At 47.5% G+C, this 12,996-nt stretch carries 13 protein-coding genes and 1 pseudogene; 7 read left to right on the top strand and 7 right to left on the bottom strand.

Features of this window, described 5'->3' with window-relative positions:
• Positions 1-665 (bottom strand): annotated as a pseudogene (locus ACP5KC_RS01240) (AAA family ATPase); the annotation flags it as partial.
• A 132-nt stretch (positions 666-797) separates the two neighbouring features.
• Here ACP5KC_RS01240 and ACP5KC_RS01235 point away from each other — a divergent pair.
• The gene (locus ACP5KC_RS01235; RefSeq protein WP_191118583.1) at positions 798-1,583 is read left to right on the top strand and encodes a peptidylprolyl isomerase; all 786 of its coding nucleotides are present in this window, start codon (positions 798-800) and stop codon (positions 1,581-1,583) included.
• Here ACP5KC_RS01235 and ACP5KC_RS01230 read toward each other — a convergent pair.
• Positions 1,519-1,965, bottom strand: a complete 447-nt coding sequence (locus ACP5KC_RS01230; protein ID WP_191118582.1) for a UPF0179 family protein — start codon at positions 1,963-1,965, stop codon at positions 1,519-1,521. The genes ACP5KC_RS01235 and ACP5KC_RS01230 overlap by 65 nt on opposite strands.
• A 67-nt stretch (positions 1,966-2,032) precedes the next feature.
• Here ACP5KC_RS01230 and psmB point away from each other — a divergent pair, with 67 nt between their 5' ends.
• Together psmB and ACP5KC_RS01220 are read left to right on the top strand one after the other, a co-directional pair.
• The gene (gene psmB / locus ACP5KC_RS01225) at positions 2,033-2,638 is read left to right on the top strand and encodes an archaeal proteasome endopeptidase complex subunit beta (RefSeq protein WP_052884957.1); all 606 of its coding nucleotides are present in this window, start codon (positions 2,033-2,035) and stop codon (positions 2,636-2,638) included.
• Between the two features lie 111 nt (positions 2,639-2,749).
• The gene (locus ACP5KC_RS01220) at positions 2,750-4,666 is read left to right on the top strand and encodes a beta-CASP ribonuclease aCPSF1 (RefSeq protein ID WP_052884820.1); all 1,917 of its coding nucleotides are present in this window, start codon (positions 2,750-2,752) and stop codon (positions 4,664-4,666) included.
• Between the two features lie 24 nt (positions 4,667-4,690).
• On the opposite strand, the gene ACP5KC_RS01215 is transcribed toward ACP5KC_RS01220, so the two are convergent.
• Both ACP5KC_RS01215 and ACP5KC_RS01210 read right to left on the bottom strand, forming a co-directional pair.
• On the bottom strand, positions 4,691-5,218 hold the full coding sequence (locus ACP5KC_RS01215) for a PUA domain-containing protein (RefSeq protein ID WP_428286742.1): 528 nt from the start codon (positions 5,216-5,218) through the stop codon (positions 4,691-4,693).
• On the bottom strand, positions 5,160-5,786 hold the full coding sequence (locus ACP5KC_RS01210; RefSeq protein WP_052884818.1) for a hypothetical protein: 627 nt from the start codon (positions 5,784-5,786) through the stop codon (positions 5,160-5,162). Before ACP5KC_RS01210 ends, ACP5KC_RS01215 begins: the two co-directional genes overlap by 59 nt.
• A gap of 97 nt (positions 5,787-5,883) precedes the next feature.
• Between ACP5KC_RS01210 and ACP5KC_RS01205 the strand changes: the two genes are divergently transcribed.
• Positions 5,884-6,417, top strand: a complete 534-nt coding sequence (locus ACP5KC_RS01205) for a MogA/MoaB family molybdenum cofactor biosynthesis protein (protein ID WP_191118580.1) — start codon at positions 5,884-5,886, stop codon at positions 6,415-6,417.
• On the top strand, positions 6,414-6,875 hold the full coding sequence (gene moaC / locus ACP5KC_RS01200; RefSeq protein WP_052884816.1) for a cyclic pyranopterin monophosphate synthase MoaC: 462 nt from the start codon (positions 6,414-6,416) through the stop codon (positions 6,873-6,875). Before ACP5KC_RS01205 ends, moaC begins: the two co-directional genes overlap by 4 nt.
• Here moaC and ACP5KC_RS01195 read toward each other — a convergent pair.
• Complete coding sequence (locus tag ACP5KC_RS01195; RefSeq protein WP_273433037.1) at positions 6,850-7,554, bottom strand: molybdenum cofactor biosynthesis protein MoaE; 705 nt, start codon at positions 7,552-7,554, stop codon at positions 6,850-6,852. The two genes, moaC and ACP5KC_RS01195, sit on opposite strands and share 26 nt — an antisense overlap.
• A gap of 11 nt (positions 7,555-7,565) precedes the next feature.
• On the bottom strand, positions 7,566-8,789 hold the full coding sequence (locus ACP5KC_RS01190; protein ID WP_052884814.1) for a M20 family metallopeptidase: 1,224 nt from the start codon (positions 8,787-8,789) through the stop codon (positions 7,566-7,568).
• A gap of 92 nt (positions 8,790-8,881) precedes the next feature.
• On the opposite strand from ACP5KC_RS01190, the gene ACP5KC_RS01185 reads away from it, so the two are divergent.
• Positions 8,882-10,147, top strand: a complete 1,266-nt coding sequence (locus tag ACP5KC_RS01185) for a DNA double-strand break repair nuclease NurA (protein WP_273433036.1) — start codon at positions 8,882-8,884, stop codon at positions 10,145-10,147.
• A gap of 45 nt (positions 10,148-10,192) precedes the next feature.
• On the top strand, positions 10,193-11,896 hold the full coding sequence (locus ACP5KC_RS01180; RefSeq protein WP_273433035.1) for an ATP-binding protein: 1,704 nt from the start codon (positions 10,193-10,195) through the stop codon (positions 11,894-11,896).
• On the opposite strand, the gene prs is transcribed toward ACP5KC_RS01180, so the two are convergent.
• Entirely contained in the window at positions 11,867-12,754 is an 888-nt protein-coding gene (gene prs / locus ACP5KC_RS01175) for a ribose-phosphate diphosphokinase (RefSeq protein ID WP_273433033.1), read from the bottom strand. The two genes, ACP5KC_RS01180 and prs, sit on opposite strands and share 30 nt — an antisense overlap.
• Positions 12,755-12,996 lie beyond the last annotated feature (242 nt).

The following is a 12,996-nucleotide window of genomic DNA, read 5'->3' as shown; positions in this document are numbered from 1 at the left end:
AGCAGTATACCCTTAGGCGGGTCAATACCGAGCCTCTTGAAAAGCTCAGGGTGCTTTAGGGGGAGCTCCACCATCTCCCTTATCTTCTGCTTAGCCTCCTCAAGATCACCGATATCATCATAGGTTATTCTCGGGATCCGGCCGATGTCTACAGGTCTTTCGAGAATCTTAAGCTGAGTCTTCTCAGTGACCATGACAACTCCTTTTGGCTTGATACTTACAACGTTGAAGTGTATGACCTGTCCCAGTACTGGTATCTGAATTATGTCTCCTTCAATAATAGGTCTATCTAAGAGCCTCTTCTTAACGTAGGCTACGAAGTTTTCGTCGACCGCGAGAGTCATAGAAGCAGGTGCCAGCCTTACCATTTGGGCCGGTTTTACCTCGGCTTTACGAACCTTTACTTTATCGCCAATACTTACGCCCGCGTTCTTGCGTGTCCAGCCGTCCATGCGTATAACTCCCTTTCCCTTATCCTCAGCGTACCCTGGCCATGCCACAGCTACTGTTTTCCTCTTTCCCTCAATTTCTACAACGTCACCTGCACTTATCCCAAGTGCCTCCATTGCATCCTCGTCAATCCTGACTCTTCCACGACCAGCCTCGTGTTGTCGAACCTCGTAGACCTTCAATTCTATTTCATTTGGTCTTTCCTCGTTGCTCACGACAAATCACCAGAACCTGTATTCACAATCCCACCCCTATATAAAAGGTTGTCAGTGGGGAAGATTTTTTCTGAATCCAGGAAATGGCAAAGCTTATAGCGTAATACCTTGAAAGGCAAAGAGGTGGGAGATTTGAGCACTGAGTCAAAGCAGTTCCTGCTGGTAAACTACACCATTAGCGTACTAGAGGACACAGGAGAAAGAGTGATAGACACCACGATAGAAGAAGTTGCCAAGGAGCACAACCTTTCTTCACAGAACATTTTTGAGCCGGAGCTTGTAATTGTAGGTGAAGGAGTACTCTTTAAGCCTATTGAGGATGCCTTACGCGAGCTTAAAGAGGGCGAGACAAAAGAGGTCATTCTCGAACCCTCTCAAGCCTTCGGAGAGAAAGACCCTAAGAACATCAAAGTTATCCCTGCTCGTGAATTTACAAGACAAGGAGTTATACCGAGGGTTGGGGAAGAGGTTCAAGTGGGAGGCCAGAGAGGAAGAATAGTCAGGGTCGGCGGAGGACGAGTAACCGTCGACTTTAATCATCCGTTCGCCGGGAAAAAAGTCAAAGCCGTTCTGAAAGTTGAGAAAAACATCACGGGAGACGATGAAAAAATTCGTGAATTATTCCATAGATGGTTTAGGGGAATTCCTCGAAACGAGATAAACGTCGAAGCAAAGGATGGAGAAGCTCTCTTAACAGTTCCAGCTACAACTCTTCTACATGAGAACTCTTATCATCTCATGAACGCGTTCATAAGGGACCTCCAAAAATATCTGCCTAACATAAGAACAGTCAAAGTTATTTTCAAGTTTGAAATACAGCAGGAAAAAGAAGCTACGCAGACACAATCCCAGGCTACCGTTTCCCAAGGAGCTTCCTCCGAGCCCGAATCCAAAGCCGAGGGTGAGGCGGGTCAATAAATTCAACCTCAACAATTGACAGATTATTCTTCTTTTCAACCTCTCTTAATATCCGTATCCTTTCTCCCTCCTCTAAGTAGGGAGGATCACAATCTTCACTGTTCTCTTGACATCCCGGCTTCCTATAACGTATGACGGCTCCAGGCATCGCGTCCCGTAAATCAACAAGGATTTTTACTGGAAGCTCTTCTACCTCAACGGTAATTAACTCCTCAGCTAAGGCTGGACAATACACTGCGTGTTTCCGGATGTTCACAACTTTGTAGTTTGCTAACGGCCTTAGATTACCAATACAAGCATTGAAAAACTGACATTCTATACACTTCGAGGTTACGTAGGGCTGGAATATAGTCCCGGGCTTAGCTATCAAAGGGGTAACCATTGTGACTGTTCGGCGCATAGTGTGGTTTTTATATCGGGCAGCCCCCTTTTAAGCTTGAACGCTTATGATGCAACAGAAGCTTCCGCCAGGCGTGCTGAAGGGTACTACCACCGTAGGTTTAACGGGTAGAGACTTCGTAGTTCTCGCCGCTGACAGGCGGGCTACAAGCGGTTATTTTATTGCCAGTAAGCATGTATGGAAGATCCTGGAAATAGACTCACACGTAGCTGTAACTATTGCAGGCACTGTTGGTGATGCCCAGCAACTTATCGACCGTTTGAAAGTCGAGGCTGGCTATTACAAGGCCACGAACGGCGAACGCATATCTGTGAAGAGCTTAGCCACACTTGCCTCATTAATACTCTTCACCTATAGACCCATCCTCATGGTACAAATGCTCATAGGTGGGCTTGATAAGGAGGAGGGGCCCTCCCTATACTCGGTTGACTGGCTTGGCACTGTAACTCGCGAGAAATTCACAGCTACAGGCTCAGGCTCCCCCTACGCCGTTGCAATGCTAGAACAAGAGTATCGCGAAGACCTGTCTTTAGAGGATGCTGTAAAACTCGCAATTAGAGCGGTTCATACAGCCTTAGCCCGTGATCCTGGAAGCGGGGAGGGAGTTGACGTGGCAACTATAACAGAAGAAGGAATAACTTTTAAGCGAACTTAACTCGTTGCTGTGGAAAGCTTCTATTAGACTTCTACGAATAAAAAGAAAAGGTTTATTAACTTCATATGGTTTGCGAATTCACTGTCCTATTGTTTTTCCCGGTGAACCATTTTGGAAACCATAACGTCTGTGGCCCGAGAGGTTAGAGAGGCTATATTTAGCAATGTACCGCCCAATGCAGAGATTACTAAGATAGACTTTGAAGGACCTAAAATAGCCATATACACTAGGCGACCTCAGATCTTCTTAGATAACGATAGCGAGTTGATCAAGAGAATAGCAAAGACTCTTCGAAAGAGGGTGATAGTTAGAGGAGATGAAAAATCCAGGCTCCAAGAAGAGACTTCGCGTGAAATCATATCTTCGCTCATACCACGTGAAGCTGGCCTAAAAGATCTTTACTTCAATGAATCTATAGGTGAAGTCGAGATAGAACTCCTTTCACCGGAAAAGGTGGATCCAAACATTCTTACAAGGATCTTCGTGGAAACACTATGGTACCCAAGAGTTCTGCGCAGACCTCCCGTCGTGAGCCGAAGCATTAAAGAGATCCGGGACATATATCGCGCAGAGGTAGATTATAGGCGGAGATTCCTCAAGGAGTTAGGAAACAATGTGTATAGAACGCCACTCTTCGAGACCGATCGCGTAAGAATAGTCTCACTTGGAGCATTTCAAGAAGTAGGCAGAAGCGCAGTCCTTGTCCAGACTCCAGAGTCCAACATACTCCTAGATGCTGGCCTCAAACCCACGAGTGGGGGAGACGAGCTCCCACTATTTGACCTGCCTGAATTCGACCCTCAGAACTTAGACGCAGTCGTGATAACCCACGCACACCTTGACCACGTTGGAGCGCTTCCAGTACTCTTCAAGTATGGCTATAAAGGCCCGGTTTACATGACGGAGCCCACACTACACCTCGCCAAGCTTTTATTCGAAGATTATATAAAGGTCGCTGAGCGAGAAGGTAAACCCCAAATATACTCAGCACGAGAGATAGCTTCCGTCATACTCCACACGTATACTCTCAGCTATGGAGAAGTGACAGACATAGCTCCAGAGATAAGGCTCACGCTCTATAGATCCGGACATATTCTAGGCTCATCCCTAATACATCTCCACATCGGTGAGGGTCTGGTAAACCTCATCTACACGGGAGACATAAAGTTCGCACGAACCATGCTACTCGACCCTGCACACACAAAGTTTCCACGCGCAGAAATCCTGATCATGGAGACAACATATGGAAGTAAGAGCGATCTGCTTCCCAGTGAGGAGGAAGCGGTGCTTGAGCTAGGCAAGATAATAAAGGAGACGATCGATAAGGGAGGAATAACTCTGATACCCGTATTAGCGGTTGGGAGAGCCCAGGAAGTATTACTTGCAATCCTAAACCTGATCAGAAATAAACTGATTCCGCCTATACCAATATTTATCGAGGGCATGATAGACGAGGTCTCAGCAGTTCACATGACTTTCCCCGAGTATCTCTCTCAGGCTGTAAGGAACCAGATATACAATGACCAGAACCCCTTCACCTCCGAGAATATACACATATATCGAGGTGAGAATAAGGAGGAGGTTGTAGGGACTAGACCAGCAGTGATACTCGCTACCTCCGGAATGCTGACAGGAGGCCCCGTCCTCGAATACTTGAAACTTCTTGCAGATGACCCGAACAGCAGCCTTGTGTTCGTTAGCTACCAGGTAGAAGGGACACTTGGAAGGAAAATACTTCAGGGCCTGAGAAAGCTTACCTTCATAGAAGATGGAAAAATCATAACCAAGGAGTTAAAGATGAGCATCTATAGGGTTGAGGGGTTCTCGGGGCACAGCGATAGAAGGCAGTTGGAAGCCTACCTCAGAAGAATAGAGCCTACTCCACGAACGGTGATCCTAAACCACGGCGAGAAAGGCAAGATTGCTGAATTCCAGTCATATCTTCTAAGCGAGTGGTTCAAGAAGAAGACACATCTCACCTTCAACGTCCTTGCACCGCAGAATGCCGAGGCTATAAGAGTAGTATAAACCTTATCTGCCTTTTCAGCCCCTTCATGAAGACATCTTCCATATCTCGTCTCCAAGATAATGTAAGTTCCTTATACCCTTACCCTTTTGTTTGCCAGCGATGTCATCCGAGGAGACTAGTGAAAGCCCAATAGCTATTACCCTAGATCCTCCCAGCTCCCTTACAAGCACCCTCTCCCCAGCCCCAAATGAGCCTTCGATTCTCTTGATGCCAGGTATCATAACGTCTGCACCATTCAAGATATGAGGGACTGCGCCTGAATCAACATATACTGATGGAAAATTTACTCGTAGTCCCATTTTGTAGAGATAGAATAGGCTGGGTATTAGCCCTATACCTGAAAATCTAATCGCGGAGATGATGCCATTAACAAGGTATACCTCTTCTACATCTTCTGACTTGATTTTAGCTATCTCTACTTGCTCTGCTTCCTCAATCTTCTTCGCAAATTCTTCTCCTATAGAAGTTGCAGCCTCCTCGACCAAACTTTTCTTATCCTTCTTGTTCAACTTGTACCTCGTCACTATCTTCAAACTCCGGGAGTCCTTCACGTAAAACACCTTCGACTATGTAGTATGATATAACTCCCTCTTTATCAACTATTGCCATTACAAGCTCTCTATCACTCTCTAAAGCCCTTCGGAACATCTCTTCAAACTCTCTGAAGCTCAGCCTGGTTCCCTCCTTAACAACCCTAATAAGGTACCTTTTGGTCTTGGTCTTTCTCTTCCAGTCCAGGAGAAATTCTAGATTATGTACACCTGGCATCACGACCAGGGCTCTGTTTCTGAGATCTGTGTAGACATTCAGCCTTGTCCAAAACTCGGGGTCGTATTCACCACCCAGGCGAAGGAGTTCCTCAAAGTTTAGCTCCTTACCACTAGAATCCTTTACTGTTAGAAGCCCCCTGTAGAGAAGATATGCTGCTTCAAGCAGCGATAATTTGAGACACTCTCCCTCTGTAAAGCCATAACCGCGTCTATACAGTTGCGTCACACCTTCTCTATCACATACGATGATATCTACCCCTCTCAGTTCCCCTGTAAAAACTTCTCTCAATGGCTCCTCAGCTACATCGTTTCCCTTACCAGTGATCCGTTCCTCCCGAGACTCGGCCACAAAAATAGTAGGACACCCGGCCCTATATAAACGACTTGTGATGTCCTCAAAAATAATATAATGTGACCTAATGACTTTTAGCTGTGAGGCTTTAAAGATGAAAACTAGTGAGATTCATAAGAAAGAAGCACCTAAAAGCGTGAGATTTGCTTTCGTGACTATAAGTACATCAAGGTATCATGCGTTGAGAATAGGAGAAGAGTTTGAAGACATTTCATTTAATATCGCAAAGGAAGTCATAACGTCTACTGGACACCAGCTCACTAGATACGTCCTTATCCCCGACAGCCCACGGTTACTCCTGGCGACCGCCCTGAATCTCATCGAAGACAAAGACGTGGACGCTATTATATTCAGTGGGGGCACTGGTCCAACACCCGACGATATAACCGTCCAAACTTTAAGACCACTGTTTGATAAAGAGCTCGAAGGCTTTGGAGATGTATTCAGAGGAATAAGCTTTCAAGAGGCGGGGTCTTCTAGTTTTCTCTCAAACGCTACCGCGGGTCTGGTTGCAGGGAAAGTCTTTTTCCTCCTGCCTGGCTCTCCGACAGCTGTGGAGACAGCGCTCAGAAAACTTATCTGTCCTGAGGCGGGCCATATAATAGCACTGGCTAGGCGAAAACTATGAGTGGGAGAGAAGTAAGAATGGTTGATATTACGGAGAAACCCGCGGTTTACCGTGAGGCCACCGCAAGGGGATACATACGTCTGAAACCTGAGACGCTTCAGGCGATAATCGAGGGTCGAGTCCCGAAAGGCGACGTTTTAAACGTGGCACGCACGGCTGCCATACTTGCCGTTAAACGGACGTGGGAAACACTACCTCTCTGCCATCCCATTCCAATAACGTCTGTATCTGTAGACTTTAATTTGGACGAGCGGGGCGTAGAGGCAGTTGTAACCGTTAAGACTACGGCGCAAACAGGGGTGGAAATGGAGGCTTTAACGGGCGTAAGCATAGCATTACTAACTATATGGGACATGGTGAAAGCGCTGGAAAAAGACGAAAGGGGGCAATATCCTCACACGATTATCCAGGAAATAAGAGTTTTAGAGAAGGTTAAGGGTGAGCAGAATAGGGTCTAGGAATCCTCCTCCCGTCACCCAGTATCCAGAACTCCCCGTCCTCGCGCTTTTCAAGCTTCCACACGTATACTTCATGCTTGACCCTCTCGAGAATGTCCCGCAGAGCCCGCAAAGCCACATCGCGACGTTCCGAAGCGACGCCTATGAATAGGACAGGCTCACCCGGCTTGGCAGGACCTTTCTTGTGGTAGATTGTCGAGTATATCAACGAGTGTTTTTTAGCCTCCTCTTCTCCTATGCTTGTAAGGGTGGATGTAGCCAAGGGCTCTAGTGCCTCGTAGTAGAGCTCATTGACGCTTTTCCCTTGAACCTTCCCTTTGACCCTGCCTATAAATATGGCTACGGCTCCGGCACCGTCATCAAGAGCTTTAAGAAGGCCGTCAAGAATAAGGACGGGGTCTACCCGATCAATGAATGCATAGGGCGAGCCGCCCGAAACTGGCGGCATTAGTATGAGCTCTGAGTCTGCTGCGACTTTATCTGAAACTTGGAGTACTCTCCCGTTGTTAACTATTATGATTTCTCCGGCTTCGAAATAATCTTTTAGAGATGGATGCCTCTCGAGTACGAGGTCTAGAACAGTTTTCACTGTAGCCTCCTGGCCTTGTATCTCGAGGACTTCATCCCCTTTACCGACGAGATCGCGGAACAGGGAAAGATATCTTATTTTAACCTGCATCCTTTTACCCTCTATAGAAGTAAATTCGACATGAAGTGCTTGAACATCGTCATGTCTTCAATGTAGACAAACTCTCCTTCCGAGTGGATGTTTGTTCCTCCCCTTATTGTTCCGAAGGCGACCACGTCCATTCCATAGACGTCGAAGTGGGTTCCATCGTTGCCTCCCAACTCGGCTGCTAGGACGGGCTCGCCCGGTAAACCTGCCTGCATGTAGGCTTTCTTGGCAGCATTGAGGACCTCATTAACAAACGCATTGTTTTTGGCAAACCAGCCTGGCTGGGCCGAGATGATCTCTAGGGAAGCATCTATCCCAAGTTTGGCTACAGTCGAGGAGAAGTAGCTGTAGAGCTCGCTTAGCGCCTCCTCGATTCTCTCCTCTGGTAAAAGTCGCATATCAAAGCCGGCCCAAGCTTCCCCTGGGATCCTGTTGTGCTTCTCAGGCTCATGTTCAGGCAGCTTAACCACGGTTACCGAGAACCTTCCCCACACTTTGGGGACTGGGGAGCCGGGTGGGGAGGGCTGCCTGGAGATTTTTCCACTCCTCATACTCTTGAACGCTTGAAGTTCTGCAAGTAGCTTTAAGAGGTCTTCGACAGCATTCCTGGCGGCGTGCGGATAGCCGGCGTGACCAGATTTACCCCTAACCTTTATCCAGCCGTGGACTACTCCACTCGCTCCCACAGAAACGTATTCTGAGCCTGAGTCAACGATAATGACCTTGTCCCATCTATATCCCTGTTCTAAGAGTGCCTTAATGCCGGTGCCGCCTACCTCCTCGTCTCCAGTGACGATGAGAAACGGGTTGTAGCGAAGCTTATCCTCAGAACCCTTCAAGGCCATAAATCCATCTAGCACTGAGGCTATCGCAGACTTATCGTCGGCTGCCCCTCTCCCGTAAACTTTCCCGCCTTTAACCACCGGTTCATATGGATCAATCTTTAGCCCTTCGACTTCCCAAGGACCTTTCGCTGGAACAACGTCGTAGTGAGTCACAAAAGCCAAACTAGGCCTGCTCTTAGGAGCGTTTTGAAGCCCTATCAAGAGGGTTGGTATCTCGCCTCCTAAAAGGTCTATTCGCGTAACGCTTAAGCCGAGCTCGGTTGCGGTCTTCTCTATTAAATCCGAGACTTCACGGTAGTTTTTCCTCACAATAACGCTCCCCTGATAGCTCGACTCACTGGGTATCCTTACTAGCTCGACCAGGAACTTAACGGGGTCAAAAGCTAATGACATCGTTAACGCTACCACGAAGTGAAAAATATACTTTTGGTGTTTGACGGACGGGTAACAATATAAGCACCCTGGAAGTATACTGTTATTAAATCATGGAGAAGCTTCGACACTATTCCTTTATCGCCGAGATGGATAGGATACTATTGGAGGCACGTGAGAGAGTAGAAGAACCACTTAGTATCGAGGGCAAACCGTTGGAGAAGCTGTGGTTTATCGACGGGAGTCACGCGATTAGCGAGAGACAGGGGGCTTTCGTCTCCTTGTTTTCAGTGGCATCACTCGGCGTTATTTCCAGGAAGTACTTGGAGGGTCTGCCTGGACGTGAACACTTGTTAACACACCTGATAATCCCCAAGGTGCATGGTGAGTCCCGCGCAGCCCTTTTAATGAGTTCACTAGAAATCATGGAGGCGCTTAGGGCTTCATCGATGGAGATCGACGCTGTGATTTTTGACGGAAGTTACCTTGCTTTACTTCTCTCAGCTTATGGCTCAAGCTCCCAGCTATTCTCTGAAACGCTTAGATCAATCTCCGGTGAGAACGTTACTCTCCGGAGTATAGTGGAGGACACTGACGCAGGCAAAATAATAGATGAAACGGTCGATACCTGGATAGAGAGAATAGTTAAAGAGAGAAGCATGCATGGATTCTATAAGTCGGCTTACAGCATATTTACATCGATTTATGATCTTGCGGAAAAACTTCACGACAAGCTTGCCTCCAATAAATTTATTGAGAACAAGCTCGGGAAGCGTTTCCTGATCGACTATACTCTTCTTTTCGCCGAGACAACCCTCTACTTGCGAGTGCTCGGCAGCTTCTTGAAACATGTCGAAGAGAACGACATCTTACCCCTTTGGGTAGCAAAGGAGAGTACAAGTAGGTTCCTCTCAGAAATACTGGATTTAAAGAGTTGGCTCAGCGACACTGTTCTTTTAGACTCCCTATGGAGTGGAAAGGAAAAAGTATTCATAATACTTGAAAGTCGCGAAAACCCTAAAGCCTTGAGACCCGTTAACCCGCCTAGTGAGCCTGTAGCGTCCCGAGAAACTCTAAGCCTGGTTTACAGGTGGAACAAGTTTGACATAGTGTACCTTAAAGTTTCGAGACACGGGCCTGTGCTCCAGGCTTCATACCCTCATGACCTTGCCTCCCGTGAGAGAGTCGAGAGCGCCTTAGCAGCGCTGGCATCACTGAGTGATCCCAAGAGAGGTTACCCCAGACCACTCTCATTAGTCCACCACAAAACCCTTATTCCCGGCACTCTCGTCGAGGCACTAGCGTATAAGATGTGGCAGTCCTCCCAGGGAGTTCTAAGGGGATTGCTCCAACCCCTCGGGCGCGAAACAGTACTCTAATGTTTTTAAAGAGAGAATGTACTATCTCGCTTAGGGTAGAGCAAGTTGGGACGCGAAATAGGCAAGATAGTCAACGTGTACGGAAGGAATATTTTACGAATAGCCGTCCCCGACGACTCCTTCGGGCATATTGCTAAGCCAGGTACATATATCAAATTTAGGTCTTCAACAGGGGTCCAACACTATGCTCTTATTACAGGTTACCTTTTGAGCGACGAATTATATAGGAGGGGGAAGCTCATAGAGGAACTCGAAGGCTACGAAGACATCACGGTTACACGTAACGAGGTAACGGCCATCGTTATCGGCTATGCTCGCAACGGCAAGCTCATCAAGGGCGTTGAAAGCTTACCGGCTCCCGGTGAGAGGATATATACCGCGGATACTGAAGAACTAGCCGGTCTGCTTTCAAAATTTGACCTGGACATAGGACGTCTCGCGTCAGCATTAGAAGTTAGCTTTACGCTTGACCTCAACATGCTTGTCTCACGACACTTTTCAATACTCGCTATGACTGGCTCAGGAAAGTCTAACACGGTTGCTGTTTTGGTTTCGAGAATTCTAGAGAGGTATAAGCATCCAAGGCTCCTAGTAATAGATACCCACAGCGAGTACATCCCTCTTACAAATCTCTTCCCAGGAAAGGTGCGAGTATATTCTCCAAGTGGCCAGATGCTTGAAATGCTGAAGGTTAGGTACGGCATAGAGCCTTCACCACTAGAAGTACCCTTGTGGACACTGGGCTTCGAAGAAATAGCAGAAATCCTCAAGCTTGACAGCAGGGCAACAAAACAGCTCTTGTACCTCCGCGATGCATTGCTTAGGCTAAGACGCCAAAAATGGAGCCTTGCTACCCCGAATGACCCCTTGCACTTTACGGCTCAGGAGCTGCTAAGCAGTATAGGTGGAGATAAGACGAGAGATGACTCTGCCATAGACCTCAAGTTGAAGATAGCAAGCCTTATAGAGGACCCCGAGTTAAAGTTCATCACATCTCCCGTCCTTTCCGAGGAGCTTTACAAAAGAACTCCCGGAGACGAGCCTTCCAAGAGCATAAGAGCATATGCTCAGATTTACCAGTCCCTCTTCAGCGAGGGGGCCACGATTATAGCTCTTGGCGGGCTTCCAAGCGAGATCCAGACTACTACTGTTGCAACGATACTGAGGGCTTTATGGAGAGTTGCCTCAGCCCACGTACAGGCAGGGCGCGTGCTCCCAATCTTAGTTATACTCGAGGAGGCACATATATACGCTCCTAAGGATCGAGAAGTACCTTCCAAGCAGATAATCGAGAAGATTGCAAAAGAAGGCAGAAAGTTCGGAGTGGGACTGGGAGTCGTAAGCCAGAGGCCTAGAGAACTAAGCCCAACGCTGCTAGCTCAGTGTGGTACACTAATTGCGTTAAGAACATCAAACCCAGAGGACCAGAGACATATAATGAGTAGCGTGGAGGATATAGTCGGAGAGCTTGTTCAAGGCCTGTCCAGCCTAAGTGTTGGACAAGCACTCGTATCGGGTGCTGCCGCCCCCTTCCCGGCAATAGTAAACATTTACAGCTTCGCCGACCTCTACAAGACCGAGCTAGGCGGTAAAGACGTGGATTGGAGCACAGCCTGGAGCGAACCTCAAGATTTCATAGACATTACCAGGTTCCTCGTTTCAAGAGAAGATGCACACAAGAGGGAAGGTGTGGAAGAGTCTAAGAAAAAGAACGCTGATCTACAGGAGTTCTTCAAGAAGGGATCTTAACTCCTCCACAGCAGCTGGAACGACAGAGATCTTAGACACGGGGGACGGCACAGTGTCGGTGGCTGCCACCTCGCTTATACCAGAGGATATGAGTAAGTCAAGAGCACCTCTCACCATTACAGCATGCGTACAAGCGGCATAGACTTTTTCCGCTCCCTGGGAGAGAACAGTCCTGGCAGCAAGAGCCATTGTTCCCCCTGTGCTTATTATGTCGTCAACTATCAAGACGGTTCTCTCCTCCACGGTGAGATTTTTAGGCATAGCTTTCACCTCACCCGTGACCCTGTCACGCTCCTTGACGAGATAGTCGTACTCCGCGTCAAGGTGTGCTGCCACTCTCTTGGCGCGCTCTAGGGCCCCAACGTCGGGTGCAAGGACGACGGAGTTCCTCATCTTAGGGTGGAAGTATTCCGCAATCAACCTGTCTATGAAGACATTTCTCGATGGAATAGAAGTATACTCTGAGAGCACGGAAGGTTTATGAATATCTACTACGACGAGACCATCGAGTCCAAGAGTTTCAAGCGACTTGAGGATAACCCTTATGCTTATCGGCTCCCCTTCAAGGAATCTCTTATCCTGGCGTGCATAAGCCATATAGGGGACTACAGCTATCAGAGGCTCGCTACTCAACGCCTTGATAGCCTCGACGCTCATCAATAGCTCGAAAATCCTCTTGTCAGGGTTCGGGTAGAGAGAAGCGACGAGAATCGCCACGCCTTCTGGCTTTTGAGGGACTCTTACATAGCTCTCACCGTCAGGAAAAATCTTATATTCTAGCTGTACGAGCTTGTCGCCTATACCCCTAGCTATGCCGGCCGCGATACCGTTAGAATTCTCGAGAGCGTACACTGTCACGAGAAATTTTACGACACTGAATATAAATACTTACATCTTACCCTCTTCCTAGAAAAAATCGATAACAAATATTGAAAATAAATGCTTATATAGTATCAAACGTGGGCAAGCCGGTAAAAACATGGAGGCTAGGAGCTTAAGAATGAAATACTTAGAGGCGATAAAACAGATAGACCAGCTGAAGGATTACCCTGTGCTTACAAACGAGGACGGTAAAATAATCCTTGGAGGAAGAAGATGGA

This window comes from Infirmifilum sp. (assembly GCF_049970975.1).
In the GTDB taxonomy this organism is placed as follows: Archaea; Thermoproteota; Thermoprotei; order Thermofilales; family Thermofilaceae; genus Thermofilum; species Thermofilum uzonense.
Note: the sequence above shows the minus strand (reverse complement) of the source record. Positions and strands in the feature narration are given on the sequence as shown.